General features: G+C 68.8%; 23 protein-coding genes. 6 read left to right on the plus strand and 17 right to left on the minus strand.

Annotated features, from left to right (window positions below; all coding sequences use genetic code 11):
- Positions 1–139 precede the first annotated feature (139 nt).
- Positions 140–2389, minus strand: a complete 2250-nt coding sequence (locus EBE87_RS03815; protein WP_120637029.1) for a primosomal protein N' — start codon at positions 2387–2389, stop codon at positions 140–142.
- Positions 2390–2465: 76 nt separating this feature from the next.
- Between EBE87_RS03815 and fsa the strand changes: the two genes are divergently transcribed.
- From fsa to EBE87_RS03830, 3 genes are read left to right on the plus strand one after another with little or no spacing between them, the layout of a single operon-like run.
- Positions 2466–3122, plus strand: a complete 657-nt coding sequence (fsa, locus tag EBE87_RS03820; RefSeq protein ID WP_120637028.1) for a fructose-6-phosphate aldolase — start codon at positions 2466–2468, stop codon at positions 3120–3122.
- Positions 3119–3733, plus strand: coding sequence for a hypothetical protein (locus EBE87_RS03825; protein ID WP_122139883.1), 615 nt, complete (start codon positions 3119–3121; stop codon positions 3731–3733). The genes fsa and EBE87_RS03825 overlap by 4 nt, the downstream gene beginning before the upstream one ends.
- A complete protein-coding gene (locus EBE87_RS03830; RefSeq protein ID WP_120640013.1) occupies positions 3730–4638 on the plus strand; it encodes a tyrosine recombinase XerC in 909 nt (302 codons plus the stop codon). The genes EBE87_RS03825 and EBE87_RS03830 overlap by 4 nt, the downstream gene beginning before the upstream one ends.
- A gap of 256 nt (positions 4639–4894) precedes the next feature.
- Here EBE87_RS03830 and lpdA read toward each other — a convergent pair whose 3' ends face one another.
- The 9 genes from lpdA to zapE all read right to left on the minus strand — a co-directional run bounded on the left by lpdA (position 4895) and on the right by zapE (position 17314).
- On the minus strand, positions 4895–6286 hold the full coding sequence (gene lpdA / locus EBE87_RS03835) for a dihydrolipoyl dehydrogenase (RefSeq protein ID WP_120640014.1): 1392 nt from the start codon (positions 6284–6286) through the stop codon (positions 4895–4897).
- A 174-nt stretch (positions 6287–6460) separates the two neighbouring features.
- Positions 6461–7678: a glycosyltransferase gene (locus tag EBE87_RS03840; RefSeq protein ID WP_120640015.1), complete on the minus strand. Its 1218-nt coding sequence runs from the start codon at positions 7676–7678 to the stop codon at positions 6461–6463.
- A gap of 209 nt (positions 7679–7887) precedes the next feature.
- Entirely contained in the window at positions 7888–9156 is a 1269-nt protein-coding gene (gene odhB / locus EBE87_RS03845) for a 2-oxoglutarate dehydrogenase complex dihydrolipoyllysine-residue succinyltransferase (protein WP_120640016.1), read from the minus strand.
- Between the two features lie 39 nt (positions 9157–9195).
- Positions 9196–12081: a 2-oxoglutarate dehydrogenase E1 component gene (locus tag EBE87_RS03850; protein ID WP_120640017.1), complete on the minus strand. Its 2886-nt coding sequence runs from the start codon at positions 12079–12081 to the stop codon at positions 9196–9198.
- A 203-nt stretch (positions 12082–12284) separates the two neighbouring features.
- The gene (gene sucD, locus EBE87_RS03855) at positions 12285–13175 is read right to left on the minus strand and encodes a succinate--CoA ligase subunit alpha (RefSeq protein WP_120640018.1); all 891 of its coding nucleotides are present in this window, start codon (positions 13173–13175) and stop codon (positions 12285–12287) included.
- Between the two features lies 1 nt (position 13176).
- Positions 13177–14373 (minus strand): ADP-forming succinate--CoA ligase subunit beta, encoded by a 1197-nt coding sequence (gene sucC, locus EBE87_RS03860; RefSeq protein WP_120640019.1) that lies wholly within the window; start codon positions 14371–14373, stop codon positions 13177–13179.
- A gap of 81 nt (positions 14374–14454) precedes the next feature.
- Positions 14455–15408: a malate dehydrogenase gene (gene mdh / locus EBE87_RS03865; RefSeq protein ID WP_120640020.1), complete on the minus strand. Its 954-nt coding sequence runs from the start codon at positions 15406–15408 to the stop codon at positions 14455–14457.
- A gap of 198 nt (positions 15409–15606) precedes the next feature.
- Positions 15607–16053, minus strand: a complete 447-nt coding sequence (locus EBE87_RS03870) for a hypothetical protein (RefSeq protein WP_122139884.1) — start codon at positions 16051–16053, stop codon at positions 15607–15609.
- A gap of 76 nt (positions 16054–16129) precedes the next feature.
- Positions 16130–17314, minus strand: a complete 1185-nt coding sequence (gene zapE, locus EBE87_RS03875; RefSeq protein ID WP_120640394.1) for a cell division protein ZapE — start codon at positions 17312–17314, stop codon at positions 16130–16132.
- 170 nt (positions 17315–17484) lie between these two features.
- Here zapE and EBE87_RS03880 point away from each other — a divergent pair, with 170 nt between their 5' ends.
- The gene (locus tag EBE87_RS03880; RefSeq protein WP_120640395.1) at positions 17485–17757 is read left to right on the plus strand and encodes a DUF2171 domain-containing protein; all 273 of its coding nucleotides are present in this window, start codon (positions 17485–17487) and stop codon (positions 17755–17757) included.
- A 76-nt stretch (positions 17758–17833) separates the two neighbouring features.
- Here EBE87_RS03880 and EBE87_RS03885 read toward each other — a convergent pair whose 3' ends face one another.
- The 7 genes from EBE87_RS03885 to EBE87_RS03915 all read right to left on the minus strand — a co-directional run bounded on the left by EBE87_RS03885 (position 17834) and on the right by EBE87_RS03915 (position 25479).
- On the minus strand, positions 17834–18619 hold the full coding sequence (locus EBE87_RS03885) for a succinate dehydrogenase iron-sulfur subunit (protein ID WP_120640396.1): 786 nt from the start codon (positions 18617–18619) through the stop codon (positions 17834–17836).
- Positions 18620–18634: 15 nt separating this feature from the next.
- The gene (sdhA, locus tag EBE87_RS03890; RefSeq protein ID WP_120640397.1) at positions 18635–20446 is read right to left on the minus strand and encodes a succinate dehydrogenase flavoprotein subunit; all 1812 of its coding nucleotides are present in this window, start codon (positions 20444–20446) and stop codon (positions 18635–18637) included.
- Between the two features lie 105 nt (positions 20447–20551).
- Entirely contained in the window at positions 20552–20944 is a 393-nt protein-coding gene (gene sdhD / locus EBE87_RS03895) for a succinate dehydrogenase, hydrophobic membrane anchor protein (protein WP_120640398.1), read from the minus strand.
- Between the two features lie 16 nt (positions 20945–20960).
- Positions 20961–21404: a succinate dehydrogenase, cytochrome b556 subunit gene (gene sdhC / locus EBE87_RS03900; RefSeq protein ID WP_120640399.1), complete on the minus strand. Its 444-nt coding sequence runs from the start codon at positions 21402–21404 to the stop codon at positions 20961–20963.
- A 225-nt stretch (positions 21405–21629) separates the two neighbouring features.
- Complete coding sequence (locus tag EBE87_RS03905) at positions 21630–21917, minus strand: hypothetical protein (RefSeq protein WP_120640400.1); 288 nt, start codon at positions 21915–21917, stop codon at positions 21630–21632.
- A 133-nt stretch (positions 21918–22050) separates the two neighbouring features.
- Positions 22051–23082, minus strand: a complete 1032-nt coding sequence (locus EBE87_RS03910) for an aspartate-semialdehyde dehydrogenase (RefSeq protein WP_120640401.1) — start codon at positions 23080–23082, stop codon at positions 22051–22053.
- Positions 23083–23160: 78 nt separating this feature from the next.
- Positions 23161–25479: a HAMP domain-containing methyl-accepting chemotaxis protein gene (locus EBE87_RS03915; RefSeq protein ID WP_122139885.1), complete on the minus strand. Its 2319-nt coding sequence runs from the start codon at positions 25477–25479 to the stop codon at positions 23161–23163.
- 91 nt (positions 25480–25570) lie between these two features.
- On the opposite strand from EBE87_RS03915, the gene EBE87_RS03920 reads away from it, so the two are divergent.
- Together EBE87_RS03920 and EBE87_RS28930 are read left to right on the plus strand one after the other, a co-directional pair.
- Positions 25571–26002 carry a DUF1489 family protein gene (locus tag EBE87_RS03920; RefSeq protein WP_199708051.1) on the plus strand — a complete coding sequence of 144 codons (432 nt, stop codon included), beginning with the start codon at positions 25571–25573 and terminating at the stop codon, positions 26000–26002.
- Positions 26003–26116: 114 nt separating this feature from the next.
- Complete coding sequence (locus EBE87_RS28930; RefSeq protein ID WP_158601065.1) at positions 26117–26329, plus strand: hypothetical protein; 213 nt, start codon at positions 26117–26119, stop codon at positions 26327–26329.
- Positions 26330–26421 lie beyond the last annotated feature (92 nt).

Raw genomic sequence — 26421 nt, forward strand, 5'->3', positions numbered from 1 at the left:
GACGCGCCCGGAGGATCTTCCGTCGCGGCGGGCGGGGATTAACACAGCCCGTCACAAGGCGGCAACCGGCTGGGACGGGATTCGTTACCGCAGGTTCAAAATAGGGTCACTTTCGGGGCATCCGGGTATGCGGAGCCGGCTAGAGGAAGCTCACCGGGTCCACATCCACCTGCACCTTCACGGAAGCCGGTACACGGACCCGTGATAACCACTCCCGCAGGATAGGCTGCACCGGCACGTCCCGCCGCACCTTGATCAACAGCCGGCGCCGGTGGCGGCCGCGCAGCATGGAAAGCGGCGCGGGCGCCGGGCCCAGCACCTCCACCCCATCGCCGCCCGGCGCCTCGATTCCCAGGTCGCGGGCAATGGTGTCGGCCTCCCGCTCATCCTCGGCGGAGACGATCAGCGCGGCGAGGCGGCCGAAGGGCGGCCAGTGGCCAGGGCGGCGCTGGTCGGCCTCGGCGGCCATGAAGCCGGCGAGATCGCCGGAGATCAGCGCCTGCATCACCGGGTGGTCCGGGTTCCAGGATTGCAGCAGCACCTGCCCCGGCGCCTCGGCGCGCCCGGCACGGCCGGCCACCTGATGCAGCAACTGCACCGTGCGCTCGGCGGCGCGCAGGTCCCCGCCTGCCAGGCCCAGATCGGCATCCACCACCCCCACCAGTGTCAGATGGGGAAAATGCCATCCCTTGGCGACGATCTGGGTGCCGATGATCAGGTCCACCTCCCGCGCCTGGATGGCACGCGCGGCCTCGGCCGCCGCCGCCGGGCCCGGCAGGGTGTCGCTGGCCATGACCAGCCGGCGGGCATCGGGGAACAGCTCCGCCGCCTCCTCCTGCACCCGCTCCACCCCGGGGCCGAGGGGCGTCAGGCTGCCCTCGGCGCCGCATTCGGGGCAGGCGGGCGGGATGGGCTCGGCATGGCCGCAATGGTGGCATTGCAGCCGCTTCTGGATGCGGTGCTCCACCAGCCAGGCGGTGCAATTGGGGCAGCGCATGCGGTGGCCACAGGTGCGGCAGAGCGTCAGCGGCGCATAGCCGCGGCGGTTCAGGAAGAGCATGGCCTGCTCCCCCCGCCCGATCGCGTCCCGGATCGCCTGCACCAGCGGCGGGGACAGGAAGCGCCCACGCTCCGGCGGCGTCACCCGCTGGTCGATGGCCACCACGCTGGGCAGCGTCGCGCCGCCATGGCGCACCGGCAGGTCCAGCGCCGCGTAGCGGCCGGTCTCGGCATTGGTCAGCGTCTCCAGGCTCGGCGTGGCGGAGACCAGCACGCAGGCGGCCTCGTTCAGCCGGGCACGGACCACCGCCATGTCGCGGGCGTGGTAGACCACGCCCTCCTCCTGCTTGAAGGCGGTCTCGTGTTCCTCATCCACCACGATCAGGCCGAGGTCGGGGAACGGCAGGAACAGCGCCGAACGTGCCCCCACCAGCGCCTGCACCCGCCCCTCCGCCAGCGCCCGCCAGGTGTCGCGGCGGCGCTTGGAGCCGAGTTCGGAATGCCACAGCGCCGGCTGGCAGCCGAAGCGGGCCTCGAATCGCTCCAGCCACTGGGCGGAGAGCGCGATCTCCGGCAGCAGCACCAGCGCTTGCCGCCCCTGGGCCAGGCACTCTGCCACGGCCTCCAGATAGACCTCCGTCTTGCCGGAGCCAGTGACGCCGGAGAGCAGCGTGACGCCGAACTGCTTCTTTGCCACGGCCTCCCGCAGCGCCTGCCCGGCCACCCGCTGTTCCTCGCCCAGCTCAGGGCCGCCGCGCTTCAGGTCCGGGCGGGGGAATTCCACAGCGCGCTCGATCAGCGCCGGCTCCAGCAGCCCCGCATCCGCCATGCCGCGCAGCACGCCGGAGGAAACCCCCGCCCGCTGCGCGATGGTGGCGGCCAGATGCGCCTCTCCGTCCAACTCACCTTCCAGCGTCTCCAGCACCCGCTGCCGGGCGCCGGTGAGGCCGGTGCCGCGCGCCAGCGCCGCCCGCCCCGCCGCCGAGGCACGCCAGCCCGCCTTGGCCATCGGCGGCTCCAGTGCGGAAGGGCTGCTCATGGCCATGCGCAGCACCGCGCCGGGCGGGCTGACGGTATAGGCGGCCACCCAATCCACGAATTTCCGCAAGCTGGCCGTCATCGGCGGCACGTCCAGCAGATGGGTGATGTCGCGCAGCTTGCGCTCGGGCAGGTCCGGGTCGGCCTCGCCGTCCCAGACCACGCCGATCATTTCGCGCCCGCTCAGCGGCACCTGCACGAAGCTGCCGGGCGGCGGCGGCACCATGCCGGCCGGCACGCCGTAGTCATAGGCGCCGGCCAGGGGTAGCGGCAGCAGCACCCGCAGGCGCGCCCGCGCCGGGGCCAGCGGCAGGGCCGGGGATGCCGTGCCCCTTCGTCTTCCGCCACTCATCGGTTATTCTGCAATTCCGGAAACACAGTCACACATAAGTGGTGCCCCGGCACCGCTTTCGCCAGGAACAAGCTTCATGAAGTTCTTTGTGGATACCGCCGAGGTATCCGAAATCCGCGCGCTTGCTGAACTTGGCATGGTCGATGGTGTCACCACCAATCCCTCGCTGATTGCCAAGTCCGGCCGCAAGATGGCCGAGGTCATCGCCGAGATCTGCACCGTGACCCCCGGCCATGTCTCCGCCGAGGTCACGGCCACGGACTATGAGGGCATGCTGGCCGAAGGCCGCTTCCTGCGCAACATCGCCAGCAACGTCGCGGTCAAGGTGCCGCTGACGGAAGCCGGCCTGCGCACCTGCCGCACGCTCTCCGATGAAGGCACCCCGGTCAACGTGACCCTCTGCTTCACCGCCACCCAGGCGCTGCTGGCGGCCAAGGCGGGTGCCACCTACATCTCGCCCTTCGTTGGCCGGCTGGACGACCTGGCGCAGGACGGCATGCAGCTGATCGAGGACATCGTCACGATCTACGACAACTACCCGGCCATCAAGACCGAGGTGCTGGTGGCTTCCATCCGCCACCCGCTGCACTTGGCCCAGGCGGCCAAGATCGGCGCCGGCGTCGCCACCCTGCCGCCCGCCGTGATCCGCCAGCTGATCAAGCACCCGCTGACCGACCGGGGCCTGGAAGCCTTCCTGGCGGACTGGAAGAAGACGGGCCAGAGCATCCTGTGAGCAAGGACGGCGCCGACCGGGTTGCCGCCTGGTTGCGCGCCAACCCTTCCTTCCTGGCGGAGCGGCCGGACCTCTACCGGCTGCTCACGCCGCCCCGCCGCATCCATGGCGAAGGGTTGGCCGACCACATGGCCGCCATGCTGGATGCCGAGCGCGCGGCCAACCGCGACCTCGCCGCCAGCGCCCGCGCCGAGGAAAGCTTCGTGCACCGCGCCCAGCGCGCCGTGGTGGCGCTGATCGCCGCCCCTGATGCCGCCGAGGCCGTGTCCCAGGAATGGCCCGCGCTGCTCGGCATGGACCATTGCGCCCTGGCCGATGAGGGCGCGCCCGCGCCGCACCGCCGCAGCCTGCCGCCCGGCACGGTGCAGGCGCTGCTGCCCACCGGCCGCGACACCCTGTTGCGCGACGACCCTTCCGATGCCGCGCTGCTGCATGGGGAGGCCGCCGCGCTGATCACCCGGGACGCCCTGGCCCGCCTGCCGCTGCCCGGCGCGCCCGCCATGCTGGTGCTGGGCGCCCGGCAGGCGGCTGCCCTGCCCCGTGGCAGCGCCGCGCCGCCCCTGCGCTTCCTGGCCGCCGCCCTGGCCGCCGCGCTGTCGCGCCAGCCATGACCGGGCTGGAAGCACGCGCCGCCTTCCTGGACTGGCTGGAAAAGGAACGCCGCGCCAGCCCGCACACCCTGGAAGCCTATGGCGCCGACCTGGCCGACCTGCTGGGCTTCCTCAGCCGCCACCTGGGCGCCGAGCCGGACCTGAAATCCCTTGGTGCCCTGCGCCCGGCCGACCTACGCTCCTTCCTGGCCTTCCGTGCCGAGAAGGGCGACAGCGCCAGCACCCGCGCCCGCAAGCTGGCGGCGGTGCGCAGCTTCATGCGTTTCCTGGCGAAGCGGCATGGCGTCTCGCCCGATGCCATCGCCGGGCTGCGTGGTCCGCGCCTGAAGCCCCCCGCCCCCCGCGCCCTGCGCGAAGCCGAGGCCCGCGACGTCATCGCGGAAGTCGGCAGCGTCGAGAATTCCAACCTGCTGTCGTTGCGGGACCAGGCGCTCTTCACCCTGCTCTATGGCTGCGGCCTGCGCATCTCGGAGGCGCTGGCGCTGGATGTGCGGGATGCTCCCCGCGCCGGCACCGGCCTGCGGGTGCGCGGCAAGGGCGGCAAGGAACGGCTGGTGCCGGTGCTGCCGGCCGTGGAGGCGGCCATCTCCGCCTATCTCACGGCACGTGGCGGCCCCCTGCCCGAGGCGCCGCTGTTTCTCGGCGCGCGCGGCGGGCGGCTGGACCCGGCCATCGCCCAGAAGGCGCTGCGGGATTACCGCCGCCTCGCCGGCCTGCCGGAACACACCACCCCGCATGCACTGCGGCATTCCTTCGCCACCCATCTGCTGGGCGCGGGGGCTGACCTGCGTGCCATCCAGGAGCTGCTGGGGCATGCCAGCCTCTCCACCACCCAGCGCTATACCAGCGTGGATGCGGTGCGGCTGCTGGAGACCTGGCAGAAGGCGCATCCGCGCAGCGAATGAAGCGGCCGGGGCCAAAGAGGGCCCTGCCCTCTCTGGACACTCCCGCCGGGGTGGAAAGTCCACCCCGGACCCCGCTTCGAATTTTTTAGCTGACGCAGCAGCGCCGCCATCAATGAAAAAGGCCGCCTGGACGGCGGCCTCCGTCGCTGGAGGTCCATGACCTCCAGCGGAACCACCTGCCGAAAACAGATGGCGGGGTCTGGGGTGACACTGTCACCCCAGCGGGGTCCAGGGGCAGCGCCCCTGGCCTGTCCGGTCAGATATGCAGCGCGCGCCCGTCCACGGCGAGCGCCGCTTCCTTCACCGCCTCGTTCAGCGTCGGGTGGGCATGGCAGGTGCGAGCCACGTCCTCGGCGCTGGCGCCGAATTCCATGGCAATCGCCACTTCCGCGATCAGCGTGCCGGCATCCGGGCCCAGGATATGGCAGCCCAGCACGCGGTCGGTCTTCTTGTCCGCCAGGATCTTCACGAAGCCATCGGTGTCGCCCATCGCGCGGGCACGGCCATTGGCCATGAAGGGGAACTTGCCGGACTTGTATTCCTGGCCGCGGGCCTTCAGCTCCTCCTCCGTCTCGCCCACCGAGGCCACTTCCGGCCAGGTGTAGACGATGCTCGGGATGACGCCGTAGTTCACGTGGCCGGCCTGGCCCACCAGCTGCTCGGCCAGGGCCACGCCCTCGTCCTCGGCCTTGTGGGCCAGCATGGGGCCGACGATCACGTCGCCGATGGCATAGATGCCGGGAACATTGGTGCGGAAGTGGTGGTCGGTCTTCACCCGGCCGCGCTCGTCACGCTCCACGCCCACGGTGTCCAGGCCGAGGCCATCCGTGTAGGCGCGGCGGCCGATGGCCAGCAGCACCACATCGGCCTTCAGCTCCTCGGCGGCGCCGCCGGCGGCGGGCTCCACCGTCAGGGTCACGCCCTCGGCGGTCTTGGCGGCGGCGGTGACCTTGGACTTCAGCTTGAACTTGAAGCCCTGCTTGGTCAGCACGCGCTCGAACTGCTTGGACACCTCGTTGTCCATGGTCGGCGTGATGCGGTCGAGGAATTCCACCACCGTCACCTCGGCGCCCAGGCGGCGCCAGACGGAGCCCAGCTCCAGGCCGATGACGCCGCCGCCGATGACCACGAGGTGGCCCGGCACCTTCTCCAGCTCCAGCGCGCCGGTGGAGGTGACGATCTGCTTCTCATCCACCTCGACGCCCTTCAGCGGCATGCTGTCGGAGCCGGTGGCGATGACGATGTTCTTGGTGCTGTAGGACTGGCCGGCGACCTCGACGGTGCCGGGGGCGGTGATCTTGCCCTCGCCCTTCAGCCAGGTGACCTTGTTCTTCTTGAAGAGGAACTCGACGCCCTTCACGTTCGCACCAACGACCTCGCCCTTGCGGGCCAGCATGCGGGACAGGTCCAGCTTCACCCCATCCACCAGGATGCCGTGGTCGGCGAACTTGTGCTGCGTCTCCTCGAAAGCCTCGGAGGACTGCAGCAGCGCCTTGGAGGGGATGCAGCCCACGTTCAGGCAGGTGCCGCCGAGCGTGTCGCGCTTCTCGACGCAGGCGACCTTCAGCCCGAGCTGGGCGGCGCGGATGGCGCAGACATAGCCACCGGGGCCGGCACCGATGACAATGACGTCGAAGCTCTCGGACATGAGTCAGGGTTCCTGCTTGACTAACGGTTGCCGGAAACTGGCCCGGTCGCGTCGCAGGAGCAAGGGGGCCAAGGGCTTTGTGCGGTGCGAAAAGCCATGCGCGGGCCGCTGCGCAAGCATGATCAAACGCAACATGCCCAAGGCCGCGCCAGCAAGGCGGGCCTCCGGCTCCTGTCAGGCCGAAGCCCGGGACCGGCGGCGCGGCCAGTAGGACGCGGCCCGCAGGTAAGGGTCCAGGGCCACGCCACGCCAGCCATGTCCGGCCGGTGCCGCGATGACCTCCCCGTAGAGTGCCTCGAACTCGCCCACCATCCGCTCAACGGAGAAGCTCTGCGATACCGCCTGCTGCCCGGCCCTTCCCATGGTGGCCCGCATCGTCGCATCCTCCGCCAGTTGGTCCAGGTTTCGGGCCAGGGAGGCTATGATACCCTCCTCCTCCGTCTCATGCACCAGCAGGCCGGTCCGGCCATCCTGCACCACCTCGGGGATGCCGCCGGTGGCCACCGCCACGCAGGGGAGGCCACAAACTGCGGCTTCGGCCAGCACCAGCCCGAAGGCTTCCACCCGCGAAGCCAGCGCGAAGCAGTCGGCATCCTGGTAGGTTGCCGCCAGCGCGGGCCTGCCCCCCAGGAAGTGGACCCTGCCTTGCAGGCCGAGATGGCGGGCAGTCTCTTCCAGCGCCCCACGATCCTCCCCTTCCCCGACGATCACCAGACGCGCCGGGCTGCTGGTCCGCATGCGGGTCAGGGCGGCGATCAGCCGGTCATGGCCCTTGCGCCGGATCAGGGAGCCCACCGAAAGGATCACGAAGTCGTCCGGAGAGATGCCGAGGGCCTGCCGGAAGCCCCGGTCGGGCCCGGCAAGGCGGGCCTCGTCGATGCCGTTCATCACGACCCGCAGCCGGCTCGCCGCCAGCCCGTCCTCCCCCAGCCCCTGCAGCACGTGCCGCGACGCGCCGACAACGCGGCTCGCCATGTGCAGCAGCGTCACGTAGCGCGAACGCTTGTGGTAGGGAGCGTGCAGATGCGCCAGCAGCGGCACCCCGGCCATGCGGGCCGCCGGCGCCATCCACTGGCACGGCGCCGCGCCATTGGCATGGACCATCGCCACATTCTCTTGCCGGATGAGGCGAATGCCTTCGCGCACCAGGCGCAGGAAGGCCATGGGGCTGGGGCGCGGCGAGGAATAGTCCAGGAAATAGGCCATGGGTGAGATGACGGACTGCACGCCGATGCGGCGGGCTTCCGCAGCGATGGCCTCCGCATTGCACCACAAGAGGGCGCGGAAGCGGCGCTGGTCGAGACCGGCCATGAGGTCGAGGAGGACACGTTCGCTGCCCCGGATCCAGTTTTCGCCGAAATGCACGAAAAGGATCGTCTTCCGGTGAGCCATCCAGCTTCAACTCCCCCAGCGCCAGATACGAGGCGTTCCGCCTTAAATTCCAGCTTTTTCGTATTTTTGAGATATCCTGAGCGTAGCACTCCGTATCGTTTTTGCAATGGAATTCTTGGTGCCGGGGCAGCTTGGCGACCGGACAAAAAAAAGCGGCGAGGACCGCGTTTCCGCGATCCTCGCCGCCCCGTTCGGGCCGTTGCTGAGGCTTAGAGGTCCAGCAGCAGCCGGCGCGGGTCTTCCAGGCTCTCCTTCACGCGCACCAGGAAGGAGACCGCTTCCTTCCCGTCGACGATGCGGTGGTCGTAGGACAGCGCCAGATACATCATCGGGCGGACCTCGATCTTGCCGTTCACCACCATCGCGCGCTCCTTGATGGAGTGCATGCCCAGGATGCCCGACTGCGGCGGGTTCAGGATCGGCGTGGAAAGCAGCGAGCCGTAGATGCCGCCATTGGTGATGGTGAAGCTGCCGCCGGAGAGTTCCTCCAGCTTCAGCTGGCCGTCACGCGCCTTGCGGCCGAAGCCGGCGATCGACTTCTCGATATCCGCGAAGGACATCTGGTCCGCGTTGCGCAGCACCGGCACGACCAGGCCGTTCGGGCCGCCGACGGCGATGCCCATGTGCACGAAGTTCTTGTAGACGATGTCGTCGCCGTCGATCTCGGCATTGACCGCCGGGTATTCCTTCAGCGCGGCCACGCAGGCCTTCACGAAGAAGGACATGAAGCCGAGCTTGGTGCCGAGCTTCTTCTCGAAGGCGTCCTTGTACTCGCTGCGCAGCGACATCACGGCCGACATGTCCACCTCGTTGAAGGTGGTCAGCATGGCGGCGGTGTTCTGCGCCTCCTTCAGCCGGTTGGCGATGGTCTTGCGCAGGCGGGTCATCTTCACCCGCTCCTCGCCGCCTTCCAGGGCGCGCGGCGCCTTGGCGGCCGGCTTGGCAGCGGGGGCCGCGGCCGGGCGGGCCAGGAAGTCCTGCACGTCGCCCTTGCTGATGCGGCCGTCCTTGGCCGTGCCCGCGCCGATCTGATCGGCGGAGACGTTGTTCTCGGCCATCATCTTGGCGGCCGCCGGCAGCGGCGCATGGCCACCACCCGGGACGGAGACGGGGCCGGAAACCGTGCGCGGCTCCTCGACCTTGGGCGCATTGGCCGGGTTGCCGGCGGTGGCGCCGGAAGCCTTCGGCGCCGGCGCCTTCTCGGTGCCCGGCACCTCGGTGGCCTTGGGGGACACCTTGCCCTCGCCGGCGGAGATGGTGCCGAGCAGCGCGCCCGGCTCCACCTCGGCGCCCTCATCGGCGGCGATCGCCTCCAGCACGCCAGCGGCGGGGGCGTTCACCTCCACCGTCACCTTGTCGGTCTCCAGCTCCACCAGCGGCTCGTCGGCAGCCACGGATTCGCCGGCCTTCTTCATCCAGCGCGCCACGGTGGCCGTGGAAACGCTCTCGCCCAGAGTGGGGACCAGGATCTCAGTCATTCTAAACGCCTCTCTACCGGTGCGTGCTCGAAGTTAACTTTAGGACAGACCGAGCGCTTCGCGCACCAGGGCTTCCTGCTGCTGCTGATGGACCTTGGCCGAGCCGGTGGCGGGGCTGGCCGCTTCCTCACGCCCCACATAGACCGGGCGCTTGGACTTCACGCCCAGATCCTTCAGCACCTTCTCGATCCGCCGGTCCACGAAGGTCCAGGCACCCATGTTCTCGGGCTCTTCCTGGCACCAGATGATCTCGGCGTTCTTGTACTCGCCCAGGACCCGCGCCAGCGTGTTCTTGGGGAAGGGGTACATCTGCTCCAGGCGGATGATCGCCACCTCGTTCAGCTTCTTGTCGCGGCGCTCCTGCAGCAGGTCGTAATAGACCTTGCCGGTGCAGATCACGACGCGCTTCACCTGGTCCGGCGCCGCGATGGCATCCACTTCCGGGATCACGGTCTGGAAGGTGCTGCCGGGGGCGAAGTCGGCCAGGCTGCTGACGGCCAGCTTGTGGCGCAGCAGCGACTTCGGCGTCATCACGATCAGCGGCTTGCGGTAGTTCCGCTTCAGCTGCCGGCGCAGGGCGTGGAAGTAGTTGGCCGGGGTCGTGAAGTTGCAGACCGCCATGTTGTTCTCGGCGCAGAGCTGCAGGTAGCGCTCCAGGCGGGCGGAGGAATGCTCCGGCCCCTGCCCTTCATAGCCATGCGGCAGCAGCATCACGAGGCCGGACATGCGCAGCCACTTCGTCTCGGCGGAGGCGATGAACTGGTCGATCACCACCTGCGCGCCATTGGCGAAGTCGCCGAACTGGCCTTCCCACAGGGTCAGCGTGTTCGGGTCAGCCAGCGTGTAGCCGTAGTCGAAGCCCAGCACGCCCATTTCGCTCAGCAGCGAATTGAAGGCTTCCATCCGCGCCTGGCCGTCGCGGATGTTGTTCAGCGGCATGTATTCCGCCTGGCTCTGCTGGTCGACCAGCACGGCATGGCGGTGGCTGAAGGTGCCGCGCTGCACATCCTCGCCGGAGAGGCGGATGCGGTGGCCTTCCACCAGCAGGGAGCCGAAGGCCAGCGCCTCGCCGGTTGCCCAGTCGATGCCCTCGCCGCTCTCGATGGCGTTCTTCTTCGCCTCGAGCTGGCGGACGATCTTGCTATTGGCGTTGAAGCCCTCGGGCACGCGGCTCAGGGCGGCGCCCACCTCGCGCAGGGTGTCCAGCGCCACGGCGGTGCCGTCTTCCTTCTCCTCCTCGGAGGAGCCGGCGGCCTTCAGCCCGGACCAGTGGCCTTCCAGCCAGTCGGCCTTGTTGGGCTTGAAGGTCTGGGCGGCCTGGTAGGCATCCTCCAGCTGGGCATTGAAGGCTTCCAGCATGGACTTGCTGTCGGCGGCCGGCACGGCGCCGCTCTGGGCCAGACGCTCCGCGTAGAGGGTGCGGGTCGTCTTGGTTTCCTTGATGCGGGCATACATGATCGGCTGCGTGAAGGCCGGCTCGTCCGTCTCGTTATGACCGTGGCGGCGGTAGCAGACCACGTCCAGCACGATGTCGGCGCCGAACTTCATGCGGTATTCGGCCGCCATGCGGGCGCAGAAGACCACGGCCTCCGGGTCGTCGCCGTTCACGTGCAGGATCGGCGCCTGCACCGACTTGGCCACGTCCGTGCAATAGAGGCCGGAATAGGCATGGGCCGGGACGGTGGTGAAGCCGATCTGGTTGTTGGTCACCACATGCACCGTGCCGCCGGTGCGGTAGCCGATGAGCTGGCTCATCGCGAGCGTCTCATAGACCACGCCCTGGCCGGCGAAGGCGGCATCGCCATGCAGCAGGATGCCCATGACGGAGCGGCGGCCCTTGGTGTCGCCCGCCATATCCTGGCGCGCGCGCACCTTGCCCACCACCACCGGGTCCACGACCTCGAGGTGCGAGGGGTTGGGCTGCAGCGACAGGTGGACCTGGCGGCCGTTGATCTCCAGGTCGGTGGAGGTACCCAGGTGGTACTTCACGTCGCCCGAGCCCTGCACGTCGTCCGGGTTGGCGGAGACGCCCTTGAACTCGGCGAAGACGCGGGTGAAGGGCTTCTTCACCACGTTCACCAGCGTGTTCAGGCGGCCACGATGGGCCATGCCGATCACGATCTCGTTCACGCCGGCATCGGCCGCGGTCTCGATCACGGTCTGCACGGCCGGGATGGTGACCTCGCCGCCCTCAAGGCCGAAGCGCTTGGTGCCGACATACTTGCGGGCGCAGAAGGCTTCGAAGCCCTCGGCCTCGGTCAGCTGCTGCAGGATCTTGCGCTTGCCCGCGGCGTCGAAAGCCTGCGCCCAGGGCGCGCCTTCGATCTTCTGCTGGATCCAGGACTTCTGCTCCGGGTCCTGGATATGCATGAACTCGACGCCGATGGAGCCGCAGTAGCTGGCGCGGCAGATCGTGATGATCTCGCGCAGCGTCGCCTGCTCCTTGCCCAACACGCGGTCGATGAAGATCGGCCGGTCCAGGTCGGCATCGGTGAAGCCGTAGGTCTTCGGGTCCAGCTCCGGATGCGCCTTGGGCTGGGTCAGGTGCAGCGGGTCGAGCTGCGCCTCCAGGTGCCCGCGCACGCGATAGGCGCGGATCAGCATCAGGGCGCGGATCGAATCCAGCACCTGCTGACGCGCGGCGGCCGGGTCGGCGGCCGGCGCGGCGGCGGGCTTGCCGCCCTTCTTGGGATCGGCCTTCGGCGCCTCGGGCTCGGGCGCGAAGCCGCCACGCGGACGCGGGGCCCAGGAAGCGCCGGTGGCGTTTTGCACCACAGCGCGCGCATCGTCGTTCAGGGCCGCGAACAGCTCCTGAAAGGACGGGTCCACGCTGTCCGGCTGATCCACCCAGCGGGCGTAGAGATCGGCGAGGAAGGCGGCATTCGCCCCCGTCATCGCACTCGCCAGGATGTCGATACCGGCCATCAGTTCCTCCTCACCCCGCCCCGTTCCGGTGCGGCGTGGCTTTCCTTAACTACGGACGTCACAAAATGCAGCGCCGCCCCTGATATAGGGACGGCGTGCATGAACATAGAATGTATGGCGGCGAAATGGCAGCCACCCGGATCGCGCGACCCAGATCATGGGTCGGCGTTGGGGCTGGTCACCTTGTCGCGCCGCCGGGCGCATCAGCCCGCGATAGCCTTCAGCATGGTCGAGCCCAGGGCAGCCGGGCTGTCGGCCACGTAGATGCCGGCCTCGCGCATCGCGGACATCTTGGCCTCGGCCGTGTCCTTGCCGCCCGAGATCACGGCGCCCGCATGGCCCATGCGGCGGCCCGGAGGGGCGGTCGCACCAGCGATGAAGCCAACCACAGGCTTATAGTTCTTGGAGCCCTTCTTGTTCTCGCGCGCCAGGAACTCGGCCGCCTGGATCTCGCTCTGGCCGCCGATCTCGCCGATCATCACGATCTGCTTGGTCTCGGGGTCGGCCAGGAACATCTCCAGCACTTCCGTGAAGTCCATGCCCTTCACCGGGTCACCGCCGATGCCGACGCAGGTGGACTGGCCGAGGCCGGCCGCCGTGGTCTGGGCCACGGCCTCATAGGTCAGCGTGCCCGAGCGGGACACGATGCCGACGGAGCCCGGCTTGTGGATATGGCCCGGCATGATGCCGATCTTGCAGGCGCCCGGCGTGATCACGCCCGGGCAGTTCGGCCCGACCAGGCGGGACTTGCTGCCGGAGAGCGCGCGCTTGACCTTGACCATGTCCAGCACCGGGATGCCCTCGGTGATGCAGATGATCAGCGGCACCTCGGCGTCGATCGCCTCCAGGATGCTGTCGGCGGCGAACGGCGGCGGCACGTAGATGACGGAGGCATTGGCGCCCGTCGCTTCCACGCACTCGGCGACGGTGTTGAACACCGGCAGGTTCAGGTGGGTCTGGCCACCCTTGCCCGGCGTCACGCCGCCCACATACTTGGAGCCGTAGGCGATGCCCTGCTCGGCGTGGAAGGTGCCCTGAGAGCCGGTGAAGCCCTGGGTCATCACCTTCGTATTGGCGTCGACGAGGATGGCCATCTTACTTGGCTCCCTTCACGGCAGCGACCACCTTCTCGGCGGCGTCGGCCAGGTTGTCGGCCGGGATGATCTTCAGGCCGCTCTCGGCCAGGATCTTCTTGCCCAGTTCAACGTTGGTGCCTTCCAGGCGCACAACCAGCGGCACGGACAGCGTCAGGTTCTTGGCCGCGGCCACGACACCATTGGCGATCATGTCGCACTTGGCGATGCCGCCGAAGATGTTGACCAGGATCGCCTTGACGTTGCTGTCGGAGGTGATGATGCGGAAGGCCTCGGTCACGCGCTCGGCCGTGGCCGTGCCGCCGACATCGAGGAAGTTCGCGGGCGAGGAGCCATAGAGCTTGATGATGTCCATGGTGGCCATCGCGAGGCCCGCGCCGTTCACCATGCAGCCGATCTCGCCATCGAGCGCGACGTAGTTCAGGTCGTTCTTGGCGGCGTCCAGCTCCTTCGGGTCCATCTCGCTGTCATCGCGCAGGGCCTCGAGGTCCTTGTGGCGGAACAGCGCGTTGTCGTCGAAGGACACCTTGGCATCCAGCGCCACGATCTCGCCCGCGCCGGTCACGACCAGCGGGTTGATCTCGACGATGGCGCAGTCCAGCTCGACGAAGGCCTTGTACATGGCCGTCACGAACTTGGTGAAGGACGCGACCTGCTTGCCTTCCAGGCCCAGCCCGAAGGCCAGCTTGCGGCAATGGAAGCCCGAGACGCCCGAGGCCGGATCGACGATGGCCTTGAGGATCTTCTCCGGGTTGTGCTCGGCGACTTCCTCGATCTCCATGCCGCCCTCGGTGGACGCCATGATCACGATGCGGGAGGAGTCACGGTCCACCAACAGGGACAGGTACAGCTCGCGCTTGATGTCGCAGCCGTCTTCCACGTAGACGCGGGAGACCTGCTTGCCGGCCTCGCCGGTCTGCTTGGTCACCAGCGTCTTGCCGATCATCGCCTCGGCGGCCGCCTTCACGTCCGCGACGGACTTGACGACGCGCACGCCGCCCTTGCCGTTCGGATCTTCCTTGAAGCGGCCGGCGCCGCGGCCGCCGGCATGGATCTGCGACTTCACCACATAGACGGGGCCGGGCAGCTTCTTGGCCGCCTCTTCCGCCTCGGCGGCATTCCAGGCGACATAGCCGTCGAGCACCGCAACGCCGTAGCGCTTCAGCAGCTCCTTGCCCTGGTATTCGTGAATATTCATCCGCTCACCCTTTTACTGGAGCTGGACGGCCGGAGCCGGTCGAAGGAAATGGCCGGGACCGCAGCCCCGGCCAGAGGCGTGTCAGACGCCGAGCTTCTTGAAGTCTTCGACCAGCTTCTTCACCGCGTCGCAGGACTTGTCGAAGGCGGCCTTCTCCTCGGCGGTGAACTCCACCTCGACGATCCGCTCCACGCCCTTCTCGCCGATCACGACAGGCACGCCGACATAGAAGTTATCCATGCCATACTCGCCGTTCAGCATCACGGCGCAGGGCAGGACGCGCTTCTTGTCCTTCAGGTAGCTCTCCGCCATCGCCACGGCCGAGGCTGCGGGGGCGTAGAAGGCGGAACCCTTCTCCAGCAGCTTCACGATCTCGCCGCCGCCATTGGCGGTGCGCGCCACGATCGCGTCGATCTTCTCCTGCGTCGTCCAGCCCATCTTGATCAGGTCCGGCACCGGGATGCCGGCGACGGTGGAGTAACGCGTCAGCGGCACCATGGTATCGCCATGGCCGCCCAGCACGAAGGCCGTCACGTCCTCGACCGAGACATTGAATTCCTCGGCCAGGAAGGTGCGGAAGCGCGCGCTGTCCAGCACGCCGGCCATGCCGACGACCTTGTTGGCCGGCAGGCCGGACTTCTGCTGCAGCGCCCAGACCATAACGTCCAGCGGGTTGGTGATGCAGATCACGAAGGCGTCGGGCGCGTACTGCTTGATGCCCTCGGCCACCTGGCCCATCACGCCGGCGTTCTTGGTCAGCAGGTCGTCGCGGCTCATGCCCGGCATGCGGGGGAAGCCGGCGGTGACGATGATGACGTCCGCGCCCGCGATGGCGGCATAGTCGCTGCCGCCGCTCAGCTTGCAATCGAAGCCATCGACCGGGCTGGACTGCATGATGTCCAGTGCCTTGCCGGCGGCGACGCCGCCGAAGACGTCGAACATCACGACGTCGCCAAGCTCCTTGAGGCCGATCAGGTGGGCCAGCGTGCCACCAATGTTGCCAGCGCCGATCAGCGCAATTTTCTTGCGGGCCATGAGCAGTTCCTTCCCGGGGGGTTGGATACAGAAATCCGGTATCTCGCGCCCGTGTCCTACTCCCGCCCGTCCGCTCCGACAAGGCGGGGGGCGGGGCGATTCGGTGCGGTGCAGCGAGAACTGCCGGGTCAAACCCTGGAAAAGGCGGCGCTTATGGCCCGCAAAGCTGTGGCCCGGCCGGAAGCCGGGCCAGCCATGTTACAGCGGCATGCAGCGGATAACGTCGTCGTGTCCGCGTGCCAGGGTGGACATGGTGCCGACGGGGCAGTCGCGCTGCTCGCCGCTGGCGGCCGGCAGGCCGGCGGTCCAGGACGTCAGGCGGGCGCCCCGCGCCGTCATGTTGGAGCGCTGGGCCACCACAGGACCCTGGCTGCGCTGGACGGCCCCGACGCGACCGCCGGCCTTGGCGGTCTGGCGGCTGGTGGTGGCGCGGGCGGTCTGCCGGGCCGGCGCGGCGCGGGTCACGGCGACCTGGCGACGCGTGGCGGTGGCGGCAGTGCGGGCCGGCGCGGCGGCGCGGGCGGTGGGCTTCACCACCTTGGCGCCGGCGCGCGGGCCGGAGCGCGTGCTGGAGGCCTCGGCCGAGACAGGCGCGGACAGTGCCAGGGCGAAAAGCCCCAGCAGGCACAGCGTGATGGTACGCATCGTCAAAACTCCCCCAATTGTCGATCCCCAAGACGACTGCGGGCTTTCCCCCTCCCGCAGCCGCCCTCCTCATGCATCAGTCCAGGTGCGGCAAGCGCAGATAATCCTGGCTCTGCATCTCCACGAGACGGGAGGCGGTGCGCTGAAACATCGCCGCATTCTCCCCCCGCTCATAAAGCTGGTCCGGCACCGCGGCGGCCGAGGCCACCAGCTTGCAGCGCCGTTCGTAAAGCGTGTCCACCAGCGTGATGAAGCGGCGCGCCCGGTCGAAATTGTCCGGGCCCAGCCGCGGCACGCCATCCAGGATCAGCGTATGGAAGGCGGTGGACAGCGCGAGGTAATCGGCCGGGCCCAGCGGCTTGCCGCAGAGCGCGTCGAAATCCGCCCGCGCGACCTCCCCCACCGCCTGCGGCACCTCCACCTGCCGGCCCAGCACGTCCAGCTTGCGCGGCTGGCCGTGGCGCTGGCCGGTCAACTCGTGGAAGGCCTCGTCCAGCGCCCGCTCGGCCCGCGCATCGGCCGGCACATGCCAGGTCGGCAGCGCCTGGATGCGGTCGCGGCGGTAATCCTGGGCGGATTGCAGGTGCAGCACCGCCACCTTGGTCTTGATCAGCGCGATGAAGGGCAGGAAGGCGTCCCGCCCCGGCCGGCCCTTGAAGAGGTCGTCCGGCGCCGTGTTGGAGGTGGCGACCACCACCACGCCCCGGGCGAAGAGCGCCTCGAACAGCCGGCCCAGGATCATGGCATCGGTGATGTCATGCACCTGGAATTCGTCGAAGCAGAGCAGCGCCGCGTCTTCCGCGATGATCTGCGCCAGCGGCGGGATCGGGTCCGCCGCGTTGCCATGCTGCTTCCGGTAGGCGTGGATGCGCCGGTGGCAGTCCTGCATGAACTGGTGGAAGTGGATGCGCAGCTTGCGCGGCACGTCGGCGCAATCGAAGAAGAGGTCCATCAGCATGGACTTCCCGCGCCCGACCTCGCCGACCATGTAGAGACCGACCGGTGCCTGGGCGGATGGCGCCTCGGCCGCCTTGCGGCCGAAAAGGCGGCCCATGAAGCCGCCGGAACTCTCCTTGGCCGCAACAGGCCGCGGCTTCGGGTCGTAGCCGCGCAGCCGGCCCCACAGTTCCTGCAGGGTTTCGGCCGCCTTCAGCTGCGCAGGATCGGCCCGCAAGACGCCAGAGGCGACGCGGGCACGGTAAAGCGGCAGCGGTCCGGTGGAGGTGGGCGCGTCACCCACGGGCGTTGTCAAGCCGTCCATCGCAGTGCGGCATACCCGCTTGAAGCGCCCAGGACAACCATGAAGGTTAAGGAACGCTCGGTAAATGGTTGCAAGGCAAGGTTATATTGCCAAGCCTCGCAGGGCCGTGATGCCACCTTCACGACCAAACACCGTTCCACCGACAGAAGAATCGAGGAGCGGAGAATCTCATGACCGACAAGTCCATGATCAAGGAGCATGCCGAGATCGTCGGCTCCTGCGGCACCCATGTTGGCACCGTGGACGGGCTGGAAGGCGATTTCATCAAGCTGACACGCGGCGATTCGCAGGACGGCAAGCACCACTACCTGCCAGTGGCCGCCGTTGCCGATATCCAGGACGGCAAGATCACCACCTTGGTGAACCGCGAGGCCACGCTTTCGATGCTGCAGGAGACGCCGGAGCCGGGCGAACTCGGTGGCAACTTCGTCAGCAGTTCCTGACCCGCGGGCGGGCGAAACGGAAAACGGCCCGCCGGGTATCCCCGGCGGGCCGTTTCCATGTCGGGCGGAGGGCGGCTCAGCCCTGCCGCTCGACCATCATCTGCTTGATGTTGCCGATGGCCTGCGCCGGGTTCAGGCCCTTCGGGCAGGTCGCCGTGCAGTTCATGATGGTGTGGCAGCGGTACAGCCGGAAGGGGTCCTCCAGGTTGTCCAGGCGCTCCCCGGTCCGCTCGTCGCGGCTGTCGGCGATCCAGCGGTAGGCCTGCAGCAGCACGGCCGGGCCGAGGTAGCGGTCGCCGTTCCACCAGTAGGAGGGGCAGGAGGTGGAGCAGCAGAAGCACAGGATGCACTCCCACAGCCCGTCCAGCTTGGCGCGCTCTTCCTTGGACTGCAGCCGCTCGCTGTCCGGCGGCGGGGCCGTGTCGGACTTCAGCCAGGGCTCGATGGAGCGGAGCTGCGCGTAGATCTGCGACAGGTCCGGCACCAGGTCCTTCACCACCGGCATATGCGGCAGCGGGGTGATGCGCACGTCGGCCTTCTTCACGTCCTCGATGGGCTTGAGGCAGGCCAGCGTGTTCATCCCGTCGATGTTCATCGCACAGGAGCCGCAGATGCCCTCGCGGCAGGAGCGCCGGAAGGTCAGCGTGGTGTCGGTCTCGTTCTTGATCTTGATCAGCGCGTCGAGAACCATCGGGCCGCACTTGTCGAGGTCGAGCTCGTAAGTGTCGTAGCGCGGGTTCTCACCCGTATCCGGGTCCCAGCGGTAGATCTTGAACGACTTGACGTTCTTCGCGCCCGGCTCGGCCTTGTAGGTCTTGCCGGTCTGGATGGTGCTGTTCTTCGGCAGCGTGAAAGTCGCCATGGTCCCGCTCCTTCCTCAGTACACGCGCGGCTTGGGCGGGAAGACCTGCACCTCGTTGGTGAGGGTGCGCATCTTCACGTCACGATAGTCAAGGCTGACCTTGTACTTGTCATCCACACGGGCCAGCGTGTGCTTCATCCAGTTCGCGTCGTCGCGCTCCGGATAATCCTCATGGGCATGGGCGCCGCGGCTCTCGTGCCGCGCCTCGCCGCCCACCACCGTGGTCAGCGCATTGCCGATCAGGTTGTCCAGCTCCATCGCTTCCATCAGGTCGCTGTTCCAGATCAGCGAGCGGTCGGCGATGCGGATGTCGCTGTAGCCATCGGCCACCTTCGCCATCTTCTCGCAGCCTTCCTTCAGCAGGTCGGAGGTGCGGAACACGGCGGCGTGGGTCTGCATGGTGCGCTGCATGTTCAGGCGCAGCTCGGCCACCGAGGTGTTGCCCTTGGCGTGCCGCACGCGGTCCAGGCGCTCCAGCGCCATCTCGCCCGCCTTGGGCGGCAGCGGCGCCTGGGTGGCACCGGGCTTCAGGGTCTCGGCGGCGCGGATCGCGGCGGCGCGGCCGAAGACCACGAGGTCGAGCAGCGAGTTGGTGCCCAGGCGATTGGCGCCGTGGACGGAGACGGAAGCCGCCTCGCCCACCGCCATCAGGCCAGGAACCACGCGGTCCTGGTCGGTGCCGGTGGCGTTCAGCACCTCGCAATGGATGTTCGTCGGGATGCCGCCCATGTTGTAGTGGACGGTCGGCAGCATCGGGATCGGCTCCTTGGTCACGTCCACGCCGGCGAAGATCTTCGCCGTCTCGGAAATGCCCGGCAGGCGCTCGTGCAGCAGCTCGGCGCCCAGGTGCTCCAGATGCAGGTGGATGTGGTCCTTGTGCGGGCCGACGCCACGGCCCTCACGGATCTCCATCGACATGGCGCGGGACACGACGTCGCGCGAGGCCAAGTCCTTGGCCGTGGGCGCATAGCGCTCCATGAAGCGCTCGCCCTCGGAATTCGTCAGGTAGCCGCCCTCGCCGCGCGCGCCCTCGGTCACGAGGCAGCCGGAGCCGTAGATGCCGGTCGGGTGGAACTGCACGAACTCGTTGTCCTGCAGCGGCAGGCCGGCGCGCAGCACCATGCCGCCGCCATCGCCCGTGCAGGTATGGGCGGAGGTGCAGGAGAAATAGGCGCGGCCATAGCCGCCGGTCGCCATCACCACCGTCTGGGCGCGGAAGCGGTGGATGGTGCCATCCTCCAGGTTCCAGGCCATGACGCCGCGGCAGGCGCCTTCCTCGTCCATGATCAGGTCGAGCGCGAAGTATTCCACGAAAAATTCGCAGTTATGCTTCAGGCTCTGCTGGTACAGGGTGTGCAGGATGGCATGGCCCGTGCGGTCGGCCGCGGCGCAGGCGCGCATGGCCGGGGTCTTGCCGTAGTTCTGCATGTGGCCGCCGAAGGGCCGCTGGTAGATCTTGCCATCCTCGGTGCGCGAGAAGGGCACGCCGAAGTGCTCCAGCTCGATGATCGCCGGCACGGCCTCGCGGCACATGTATTCAATGGCGTCCTGGTCGCCCAGCCAGTCCGACCCCTTGACGGTGTCGTACATGTGCCAGCGCCAGTTGTCCTCGCCCATGTTGCCGAGGGAGGCGCCGACGCCGCCCTGCGCCGCCACGGTGTGGCTGCGGGTGGGGAAGACCTTGGTGATGCAGGCCGTCTTCAGCCCGGCGGCGCCCATGCCGAAGGTGGCGCGCAGGCCCGCACCGCCGGCACCGACGACGACGACGTCATAGGTGTGGTCCACAATGCGGTAGGCGCCCGAGGAGGGCATGGTGATCGCGTTCATCGTCCCGATCCGTTCGTTACTTCATGGCGACGGTGCGTGCCGGAGTGGCGCCGCCGTCTTCCTCAGATACAACAAGACTGGCCGGCAGGGGCCGGCCAGGCAGCGTCAGATCGCGATCCGCAGCACCGCCAGCGCAGAGACCAGCGCCAGTATCCAGCAAGCGGCCTTCACCGCCAGGATCAGGAACATGCGCATCTCGCCGCGCACATAGTCCTCGATGATCACCTGCATGCCGGCGGCGGCATGGTGGAAGGAGATCAGGACAAAGGACAGGAGGAGCACCGCGTTCAGCGGGCGCGCCATCCAGGTCACCATCTCGGCATGGGTGGAGCCGGTATGGCCGGCCACCGCGAAGACGAACCAGATGGTCAGCGGCAGCAGCGCGATGGAAGTGACGCGCTGCATCCACCAGTGATGCGTGCCGCCCTTGGCGGAGCCCATGCCGCGCACCCGCGCCAGCGAGGATTGCAGCCGCACGGTGCCGTGCTGTTCGGTCATGTCGGGAGCTCCGCGCTTACCAGGAGATCAGGGCAACAAGCCAGGTCAGCACCGTCATCACGCCGGAGGCGATGATGGCGGCCCAGCCGGTCTTCATGACCTCAGGCAGATGATAGCCGTGGCCGAAGTCCCAGTAGAGGTGACGCAGGCCGGCGAAGGTGTGGAACCAGGCAACAGCCGTCAGGCCAGCCAGGACCAGGATGCCCAGGAAAGAACTGAAGAACCACTGCACACGGGCAAAGGCCTCAGGGCCAGCCGCCGCGGCCACCAGCCACCAGACCAGGAAGACCAGGCCCAGGGTCCAGGCGATGCCGGTGTTCCGGCTCAGCACGGACATGCCAGAGGTCATCTGCATCAGGTCATAGACCTGCAGATGCGGCGACAGAGGGCGGTTCACGCGCGTGCCGTCGGTGCGGCGGCCGACCATCAGGGTCTCGCGCGCGTCTTTGATAATGGGCATGGACCGGTCCCGCTCCGCGAATGTCAATGCAACGTCCGGCGCACCGCCGGGGCAGCGGCGGCGGCGTCGGAACGGCTTGCACCCGTTTTATGGTGCGGCGCCATGCAGCGTCAACGCGCCCCCGGGCAGATTGGGGGTGGATTTACCCCAGCAATTCTCAGTGCAGGCATGAAAAAGGCCGGCAGGGCACCGCCCTGCCGGCCTTCTCACGTTCCAGGCGCGTGCTTAGTAGCGGCGATAGCCGCCACGGTGCCCGTAGCCGCCGTTATGGCCATAACCGCCCCGGTCCGGGGTGGTGACGGCGCCACCGACGGCACCCAGGGCGCCACCGATCAGTGCACCGGTGCCCACATTGCCGCCCGTCAGCCCGGCCACGCCGGCGCCGGCGCCCGCACCCAGCAGACCACCGCCCACGGCACGCTGGCCGGGGCTATAAGGATCACTGCAGGCCGCCGTACCAAGAGCCAGGGTCAGAGCCGCCGCAGCGCCAAGCTTGCCGATGTTGAACCGCATGAGACTTGGTCCTTCCTTACCGTGTGGTCATCTCAACGCTGCAAACCTCGCCGGGATGCCGGACCAAAATGGGGCGCTACCGTGGCCATAGCGCCCCATTTGTACACAGTTTCGTGAGGACTAAACCCTTGGTTTAAGCCGATTCCGAAACCAACAGCCCCTGACGGACCAGTTCCTCGGCGATCTGCACGGCATTCAGCGCGGCGCCTTTTCGCAGGTTGTCGCCGACGCACCAGAAGGCCAGGCCATGCGGCACGGTGGGGTCCACCCGCAGGCGGGAGACAAAGACCGGGTCCTCGCCCGCCACGTCCACCTGGGTGGCGTAGCCGCCGTCCTCGCGCCGGTCGAGCACGGTCAGGCCCGGCGCGCCGCGCAGGGCGTCAAAGGCCTGCTCCAGCGTGATCCCGCTCTCGAACTCCACGTTCACCGCCTCGCCATGGCCGATAAAGGCCGGCACGCGCACGGCGGTGGCCGAGACCTGGATATCGGGGTCGAGGATCTTGCGGGTCTCGACGGCCATCTTCCACTCTTCCTTGGTGAAGCCGTCGTCCATGAACTTGTCGATATGCGGGATGCAGTTGAAGGCGATGGGCTTGGTGAAGACCTCGGGCGTGGCCGCGTCATTCACATAGATGCCGCGCGTCTGGGTGAAGAGCTCGTCCATCGCCTCCTTCCCCGCGCCGGAGACCGACTGGTAGGTGGCGACCACCACGCGCTTGATGCGCGCGACATCGTGCAGCGGCTTCAGCGCCAACACCATCTGGATGGTGGAGCAGTTCGGATTGGCGATGATGCGGCGCTTGCGGAAGCCCTTCAGCGCATGCGGGTTCACTTCCGGCACCACCAGCGGCACATCCGCGTCCATGCGGAACTGGGAGGTATTGTCGATCACCACGCAGCCCGCCGCCGCCGCGCGCGGCGCATGCACGGCCGAGATCGCGGCGCCGGGCGAGAAGAGGGCGATATCGACACCCTTGAAGTCGAACTTCTCCAGGTTCTGCACCTTCAGAACCTTCTTCTCGCCGAAGGAGATCTCCTGGCCGGCCGAGCGGCCGGAAGCGAGCGCGATGACCTCGCTGACCGGGAAGGCCCGCTCCGCGAGGGTCTTGAGCATCTCGCGCCCCACATTACCGGTGGCGCCGACGACCGCGACCCGATAGCCCATGATCCGCTTTCCTTTTCCCGTTCCGGGCAAAAACCGGCTTGCACTAGCGCCGATGCCGGCGCGCCCGCAAGCGCGGCCTCAGGCGCGGATGGCGTCGAGGAAACGGCCGGAGCGGTCCCGCAACACGCCAGCCTGCCCCGCCAGCGACTCCACGGCACCCAGCATGCCGCCCGCCGCCTGCCCCGTCTCCGACGCCACCTGCCGCACCACGCCGATGCGCTGCGTCACCACGCCCGTCGCCTCGGCCACCTGCGCCGCGCTGCGGGCGATCTCTTGCGTGGCGTGGCCCTGCTGCTCGACGGCGGCGGCAATGGCGGTCGCGATCTCCGCCGTCTGTTCCACCGTGCTGCCGATGCCCTGGATCGCCTCCACCACCCGCTCGGTGGAAGCCTGCATGCCGGCGATCTGGCCGGCGATCTCCTCGGTGGCCCTGGCGGTCTGGCTGGCCAGCGTCTTCACCTCGCTGGCCACCACGGCGAAGCCCTTGCCCGCCTCCCCCGCCCGCGCCGCCTCGATCGTGGCATTCAGCGCCAGCAGATTGGTCTGACCCGCGATGTCGCCGATCAGCCGCACCACATCGCCGATTCGCGCCGCGCTGTCGGACAGGCCGCGCATGGTGCCATTGGCCGCCTGCGCCTCCTGCACCGCCCGGCTGGCGACGGAAGCCGACTCGCCCACCCGCCGGGTGATCTCGGCCACCGAGGCCGCCATCTCCTCCGCCGCGGCAGCCACGGCCTGCACATCGGCATCGGCGCGCCCGGCGGCCTCAGCCACCAGCGAGGCCTCGCGCCCGGAGGTTTCCGCCGCCTCCGCCAGCCGGCGGGCAGCCGCCTGCAATTCCCCGGTGCGGTCGGACACGCTGTCTACGGCGCTGCCCATCTCGGCCTCGAAGGTATCCGCCAGCCGGGCCTGCTCGGTGGCCATCTTCCACACCAGCATGGGGCCGATATATGCACCGTCGCCGCCACGGATGGCGGAGACGGTGAGGTCCATCACCTCCCCCGCCACGCGGATGCGGGCATGGTGCGGCAGCCGGCTGGGGTCGGAGAGCAAGGCGCGCTGGTGCGCCGGGTCGCGGTGGAAGATGTCCAGGCTCTGCCCCAGCACCTCCGCCGGCGGGCAGGGCAGCACATGCGGCACGCTGTCCAAGATGCGGTGCATCTCGGCATTCATGTAGTCGATGCGGAAGCCCCGGGCCGGGTCGGCGCGCATCACGCCCACCGGCATCTGCTCGATCATCTGCTTCTGCGCGAAGGCGGCGCCCACCGTGGCGCGCAGCGCCTCCACCGCCTCGGCGATGCGGCCGATCTCGTCATGCCGGGCACGGTCCGGCACCGGCACGGCGGCATCGCCGCCGGCGATACGCTGCAGCACCGCCGCCAGCCGCCCCAGCGGCGCCCCCACCACACGCGCCGTGGCCCAGGCCGCCAGCAGCAGCATCAGCACCGTCGCCGCCGCGGCCAACAGCGCCTCGTTCCGCACATCCTCGATGGCGACCCGGGTGGCCGCCATGCCCAGCGCCACGTTGCCGGCCATCCGTTCCGAAGCCCGCGCCATGGCCGATTCCAGCGCCGCCCGCGCGGGCACCACGCGCTCCGCCCGCAGCGCCGCCGCCGCCTCCATGGCCGTGATCAGCTCCTGCGCGGTGGCGGCGATGACCTCGCCCTGCGCCAGCAGCCGCTCCAGGTCCTGGCCGAACTGCTCCGACATCTGGCCGGCCCGCAGCCCGCGCCCATGCACGCGGGCCTGGGCCACGGCGCGCTTGGCGCGGCGGTTCTGCGCCACCTCCTCCGTCGCCAGGAAGCGCTGGAGGGCGGTGCGGGTCTCGTTCACCGCGCCCTGGTAGGCCATCAGCCGCTCCCGCATCTGCGCCTGCGCCTCGGCCGAGGGCACCTCGAAGGCCAGATTGTTCAGCACGGCGTCGAAGCGCTGATCGAATTCCCCCTGGGCAGGGAAGAAGCGGCCATCGCGCAGCGCCAGCAGGCGCTGGCGGGCGGCCATGGCCTCGTCCAGCTCGGCGGCATAGCGCTGGGCCAGCGGCGCCGCCGCCGCGATCATCTCCCGCACCTCGGGGGCGCGCGCCAGGGCGGCGGCGCGGTCCACCTGCTCCCGCACCTCCCGCAGCCGCGCGGTGGTCGCGGCGGCGGCGGCGGCGGCGGCTTCCGGCGTCTGGGCGGTGGCGGCGCCCAGGCCCAGCAGCTCGGCCTGCAAGGCACCGGTCAGGGCGGCATGCAGCGCCCCGCTGGCTTCCGAGGCGGCGCGCTGCTCGGCATCCCGCGCCATCACCTCCCCCATGCGCGCCTGGGTGCGCAGCGCCTGGCCACCCAGCAGCAGCATCGCCAGCAAAGCCGAAAGCGCCAGCTTCATGCCAACCGACAGGTTCAGGAAAAAGCGCATGGATATCCCCCGCAAATCGCGGGCATCCTCACCGGGCGCCATGAAGATCCGGTAAACGCCACCCCTTGCGGCGGGGGCGCGGCGGCGACAGATGCGCGCTGTGCTGCACCTCATCAAACTTTCCGTCGGGCCCAAGGACGTGGCGACGCTGCGCGCCCTTCAGTCCCGCCGCATCGAATCCGACCCGCCGCTGCGCCACCTGACCCGCATGATGCCCAAGCGAGTGGAGGAACTGCTGGACGGCGGCTCCATCTACTGGGTGGTGGCCGGGCTGCTCTGCGTCCGCCAGCGGCTGCTGGATATCCAGACCATGCCGGGCAACGACGGCACCCCGCATGCCGCGCTGATCCTGGACCCGGAACTGGTGCCGGTGGAGGCGCGGCGCATGAAGCCCTTCCAGGGCTGGCGCTACCTGCAGGGCGAGGCCGTGCCGCCCGACATCACCGCCGGCGCCGCCGCCAGCGGCATCGAGGCCCTGCCGGAAGCCCTGCGGCGGGAGCTGCAGCTGCTCTGCCTGATCTGATTCCGCAACAGATTACCTTTATTTCAGCGCAGGCCCATGCCGGCGTGATGCGCTACCCCGCATGGTGGCGGCGAGGCTGGCGGCTTGAAGCCGCTGCCCACAGGAAAACCGTCCATGATCCGTTTTCTGCTTGCCGCCCTTGTTGTTTCGGCTCCGCTGGCCTGGTCCGCCGCTCCCGCCGCGGCCGCCACGTCCCCGGCCCGGGCCACCACGCAGCAGAGCGCCAGGCCGCACCATGCCACCGCGCGGCAGCATGCCGCCCGGACCCAGCACCGCCGCCACGTGACACAGGCGCACCGCGCCCGCCGCGCGGCGCAGCCCGGCTGACGGCACGAGATTCGGCGGCCGCCTCTTCCCGGCAGGTGAGTCGCCGATCGGTCGCCTCCTCTGGAGGCTGACCCCTGGGGCCGGCTGGAGCA

This window comes from Teichococcus wenyumeiae (assembly GCF_003696345.1).
Taxonomy (GTDB): Bacteria; Pseudomonadota; Alphaproteobacteria; order Acetobacterales; family Acetobacteraceae; genus Pseudoroseomonas; species Pseudoroseomonas wenyumeiae.

Bases quoted from the DNA above. Each gene is read 5' to 3' on its own strand.
- EBE87_RS03815 (WP_120637029.1), bottom strand. From the start codon at position 2,389: ATGAGTGGCGGAAGACGAAGGGGCACGGCATCCCCGGCCCTGCCGCTG.
- fsa (WP_120637028.1), top strand. From the start codon at position 2,466: ATGAAGTTCTTTGTGGATACCGCCGAGGTATCCGAAATCCGCGCGCTT.
- EBE87_RS03830 (WP_120640013.1), top strand. From the start codon at position 3,730: ATGACCGGGCTGGAAGCACGCGCCGCCTTCCTGGACTGGCTGGAAAAG.
- lpdA (WP_120640014.1), bottom strand. From the start codon at position 6,286: ATGTCCGAGAGCTTCGACGTCATTGTCATCGGTGCCGGCCCCGGTGGC.
- EBE87_RS03840 (WP_120640015.1), bottom strand. From the start codon at position 7,678: ATGGCTCACCGGAAGACGATCCTTTTCGTGCATTTCGGCGAAAACTGG.
- odhB (WP_120640016.1), bottom strand. From the start codon at position 9,156: ATGACTGAGATCCTGGTCCCCACTCTGGGCGAGAGCGTTTCCACGGCC.
- EBE87_RS03850 (WP_120640017.1), bottom strand. From the start codon at position 12,081: ATGGCCGGTATCGACATCCTGGCGAGTGCGATGACGGGGGCGAATGCC.
- sucD (WP_120640018.1), bottom strand. From the start codon at position 13,175: ATGGCCATCCTCGTCGACGCCAATACGAAGGTGATGACCCAGGGCTTC.
- sucC (WP_120640019.1), bottom strand. From the start codon at position 14,373: ATGAATATTCACGAATACCAGGGCAAGGAGCTGCTGAAGCGCTACGGC.
- mdh (WP_120640020.1), bottom strand. From the start codon at position 15,408: ATGGCCCGCAAGAAAATTGCGCTGATCGGCGCTGGCAACATTGGTGGC.
- EBE87_RS03870 (WP_122139884.1), bottom strand. From the start codon at position 16,053: ATGCGTACCATCACGCTGTGCCTGCTGGGGCTTTTCGCCCTGGCACTG.
- zapE (WP_120640394.1), bottom strand. From the start codon at position 17,314: ATGGACGGCTTGACAACGCCCGTGGGTGACGCGCCCACCTCCACCGGA.
- EBE87_RS03880 (WP_120640395.1), top strand. From the start codon at position 17,485: ATGACCGACAAGTCCATGATCAAGGAGCATGCCGAGATCGTCGGCTCC.
- EBE87_RS03885 (WP_120640396.1), bottom strand. From the start codon at position 18,619: ATGGCGACTTTCACGCTGCCGAAGAACAGCACCATCCAGACCGGCAAG.
- sdhA (WP_120640397.1), bottom strand. From the start codon at position 20,446: ATGAACGCGATCACCATGCCCTCCTCGGGCGCCTACCGCATTGTGGAC.
- sdhD (WP_120640398.1), bottom strand. From the start codon at position 20,944: ATGACCGAACAGCACGGCACCGTGCGGCTGCAATCCTCGCTGGCGCGG.
- sdhC (WP_120640399.1), bottom strand. From the start codon at position 21,404: ATGCCCATTATCAAAGACGCGCGCGAGACCCTGATGGTCGGCCGCCGC.
- EBE87_RS03905 (WP_120640400.1), bottom strand. From the start codon at position 21,917: ATGCGGTTCAACATCGGCAAGCTTGGCGCTGCGGCGGCTCTGACCCTG.
- EBE87_RS03910 (WP_120640401.1), bottom strand. From the start codon at position 23,082: ATGGGCTATCGGGTCGCGGTCGTCGGCGCCACCGGTAATGTGGGGCGC.
- EBE87_RS03915 (WP_122139885.1), bottom strand. From the start codon at position 25,479: ATGCGCTTTTTCCTGAACCTGTCGGTTGGCATGAAGCTGGCGCTTTCG.
- EBE87_RS03920 (WP_199708051.1), top strand. From the start codon at position 25,571: ATGCGCGCTGTGCTGCACCTCATCAAACTTTCCGTCGGGCCCAAGGAC.
- EBE87_RS28930 (WP_158601065.1), top strand. From the start codon at position 26,117: ATGATCCGTTTTCTGCTTGCCGCCCTTGTTGTTTCGGCTCCGCTGGCC.